Here is a 3,103-nt window from a genome sequence, read left to right on the forward strand (position 1 = left end):
CCCCCCCCCCCCCCCCCCCCCCCCCCCCCCCCCCCCCCCCCCCCCCCCCCCCCCCCCCCCCCCCCCCCCCCCCCCCCCCCCCCCCCCCCCCCCCGGGGTCGTCACGGTGGCGGCGCATATCCGCGTGTACGGTGTGCAGCGGGCCGGTGGGCGGGATGTTCGCTCTTGTGCCCATCGGTGGACGGAGGTCAGGCGGGGTGGCGGGGTCCACCGTTTCGACGGATCCGGGTACCGTTCGGTCTATGGCAGCGCCAACTGGAACCTCCGACGCCCCCTTCGGCCGCATGCTGACCGCGATGGTCACGCCGTTCACCGACGACGGATCGGTCGACTACGACGCAGCACGGCGGCTGGCCGCCTACCTGGTGGACGAGCAGCGCAATGACGGTATCGTCGTGAGCGGCACGACGGGGGAGTCCCCGACGACCGGGGACGACGAGAAGGAGCGCCTCCTGCGCGCCGTCGTCGAGGCGGTCGGCGACCGCGCCACGGTCGTCGCCGGGGCCGGGACCAACGACACCCGGCACAGCGTCGAGCTGGCCCGCACCGCCGAGCGTGCCGGGGCCCACGGCCTGCTGCTGGTGACGCCGTACTACAGCAAGCCTCCCCAGGAGGGGATCTACCGCCACTTCGTGACGGTGGCGGACGCCACGGCCCTGCCGGTCATGCTCTACGACATCCCCGGGCGCAGCGGCGTGCCGATCATGAGCGGGACGCTCGCCCGGCTCGCCCGGCACGAGCGGATCGTCGCGGTGAAGGACGCCAAGGGCGACCTGTACGAGGGGTCGCAGGTCATCGCCTCCACCGGCCTGGCCTACTACTCCGGGGACGACGCGTTCAACCTGCCGTGGCTGTCGGTGGGGGCCGTGGGGTGCGTCAGCGTGATCGGCCACGTCGTGGGGGCGGAGATCGCCGCCATGATCGAGGCGTACCGTGCCGGGGACGTCGCGGGCGCGCTCGCGATCCACCGGCGGCTGCTCCCGGTGATCTCGGGGATCATGATGCAGGCCGGTGGCGCGATCATGGCGAAGGCGGCGCTGGGCATGGTGGGGCGGCCCGTGGGGCCGGTGAGGCCTCCCCTTGCGGAGGCGACCGGCGAGCAGCTGACGAGGCTGCGCGAAGACTTGATCGCGGGCGGTGTGAAGCCGTCCGACGAAGTTGTGACCTGAAATGCAGCAGAGCGGCCTTCATCGGCCGCATCCGGGAGGAACGAGAGTTTGCGAGAGAGAAGACACGTCGGTCCGCTGGGGGACGGAGTGCTCGGCGAGGGAGTAGTCCTGCTGCCCGCGGGGACCGTCGCCACCTGTGAGACCTCTGAGAGAGGTGTGGCCTGATGAGTCACCCCCATCCCGAGCTCGGGCCGCCGCCCGCGCTGCCCGAGGGCGCCCTGCGCATCGTCGCACTGGGCGGTCTCGGTGAGATCGGCCGCAACATGGCCGTGTTCGAGTACGAGGGCCGGTTGCTGATCGTCGACTGCGGGGTGCTGTTCCCCGAGCCCGACCAGCCCGGCATCGACCTGATCCTGCCCGACTTCGAGTACATCCGGGGCCGCCTGGACGACATCGAGGCCGTGGTCCTGACCCACGCGCACGAGGACCACATCGGTGCCGTGCCGTACCTGCTGCGCGAGCGCCGCGACATCCCCGTCGTGGGCTCCAGGCTGACGCTGGCGCTGATCGAGGCCAAGCTCACCGAGCACCGGATCCAGCCGGTCAAGCGGGAGGTGGTGGAGGGCGAGCGGCACCGGTTCGGTCCGTTCGAGTGCGAGTTCCTCGCGGTCAACCACTCCATCCCGGACGCGCTGGCCGTCGCGATCAGGACGCCCGCGGGCATCGTCCTGCACACCGGTGACTTCCGGATGGACCAGCTGCCCAGCGACGGGCGCCTGACCGACCTGGGAGGGTTCGCCAGGCTCGGCGCCGAGGGCGTCGACCTGCTGATGTCCGACTCGACCAACGCCGAGGTGCCGGGATTCGTCACCAGCGAGCGGGAGATCGCGCCGGTCATCGACGAGGTCGTCCGCACCGCGGGCAAGCGGGTGATCGTGGCGAGCTTCGCCTCGCACATCCACCGCGTCCAGCAGGTCATCGACGCCGCCGAGAGGCACGGCCGCAAGGTCGCGCTGGTCGGCCGCTCGATGGTGCGCAACATGGGCGTCGCCCGCGACCTGGGCTACCTGAGGGTCTCGCCGGGCCTGATCGTCGACTCCAAGGAGATCGAGGGCTGGCCGCCGGAGGACGTGGTGCTGATCTGCACCGGGTCCCAGGGCGAGCCGATGGCGGCGCTGTCGAGGATGGCCAACCGCGACCACCCGATCCGGATCGCCGAGGGCGACACGGTCCTGCTGGCCTCCTCGCTGGTGCCGGGCAACGAGACCGCGGTCAACAACGTGATCAACGGGTTGTCGCGCTGGGGCGCCCGGGTGGTGCACAAGGGCAACGCCAAGGTGCACGTCTCCGGGCACGCCGCCGCGGGTGAGCTGCTGTACGTGCTCAACCTGACCCGGCCGTCCAACTTCATGCCGGTGCACGGCGAGTGGCGTCACCTGCGGGCGCACGCCAAGCTCGCCGCGCTGACCGGGGTGCCCGACGACCACATCGTGATCGCCGAGGACGGCGTCGTGGTGGACCTGGTCGACGGCCGCGCCAAGATCGTGGGCGCGGTCCCGGCAGGGTACGTCTACGTGGACGGCACCTCGGTGGGCGACGTCACCGACTTCGCGCTGAAGGACCGTCGCATCCTGGGCGAGGAGGGCTTCATCTCCGTCGTCATCGTGGTCGACACCGCCACCGGCAAGCTCACCGGGGGACCGGAGATCCACGCCAGGGGGTCGGGCATCGACCCGGCCATGTTCGACGACATCCTGCCGCAGGTCGAAAGGGCCCTGCAGGAGAACGCGGCCGACGGGGTGGTGGACATCCAGCAGGTCCGCAGGGTGGTCCGCAGGACCGTGGGGCGCTGGGTGAGCGACACCTACCGCCGCCGTCCGATGATCATCCCGGTCGTCATCGAGGTCTGACGCCTCCCTCCGTGGGGGGGGGGGGGGGGGGGGGGGCCCGCGCCCGCGCCGGGGGGGGGGGGGGGGGGACGGGGGGCGGGGGGA

General features: G+C 72.1%; 2 protein-coding genes. Both read left to right on the plus strand.

Going from position 1 to position 3,103, the window contains the following annotated elements:
- Positions 1-242 precede the first annotated feature (242 nt).
- Positions 243-1,169 (plus strand): 4-hydroxy-tetrahydrodipicolinate synthase, encoded by a 927-nt coding sequence (dapA, locus tag ACIBCT_RS40375; RefSeq protein WP_399197342.1) that lies wholly within the window; start codon positions 243-245, stop codon positions 1,167-1,169.
- A 164-nt stretch (positions 1,170-1,333) separates the two neighbouring features.
- Positions 1,334-3,019: a ribonuclease J gene (locus ACIBCT_RS40380; RefSeq protein ID WP_399197343.1), complete on the plus strand. Its 1,686-nt coding sequence runs from the start codon at positions 1,334-1,336 to the stop codon at positions 3,017-3,019.
- The last annotated feature ends 84 nt before the right edge of the window (positions 3,020-3,103 follow it).

The organism is Streptosporangium sp. NPDC050855 (assembly GCF_044456585.1).
Taxonomy (GTDB): Bacteria; Actinomycetota; Actinomycetes; order Streptosporangiales; family Streptosporangiaceae; genus Streptosporangium; species Streptosporangium longisporum.

What these genes read in the sequence shown, in the direction of transcription:
- dapA (WP_399197342.1), top strand. Translation starts at nt 243, where the DNA reads ATGGCAGCGCCAACTGGAACCTCCGACGCCCCCTTCGGCCGCATGCTG.
- ACIBCT_RS40380 (WP_399197343.1), top strand. Translation starts at nt 1,334, where the DNA reads ATGAGTCACCCCCATCCCGAGCTCGGGCCGCCGCCCGCGCTGCCCGAG.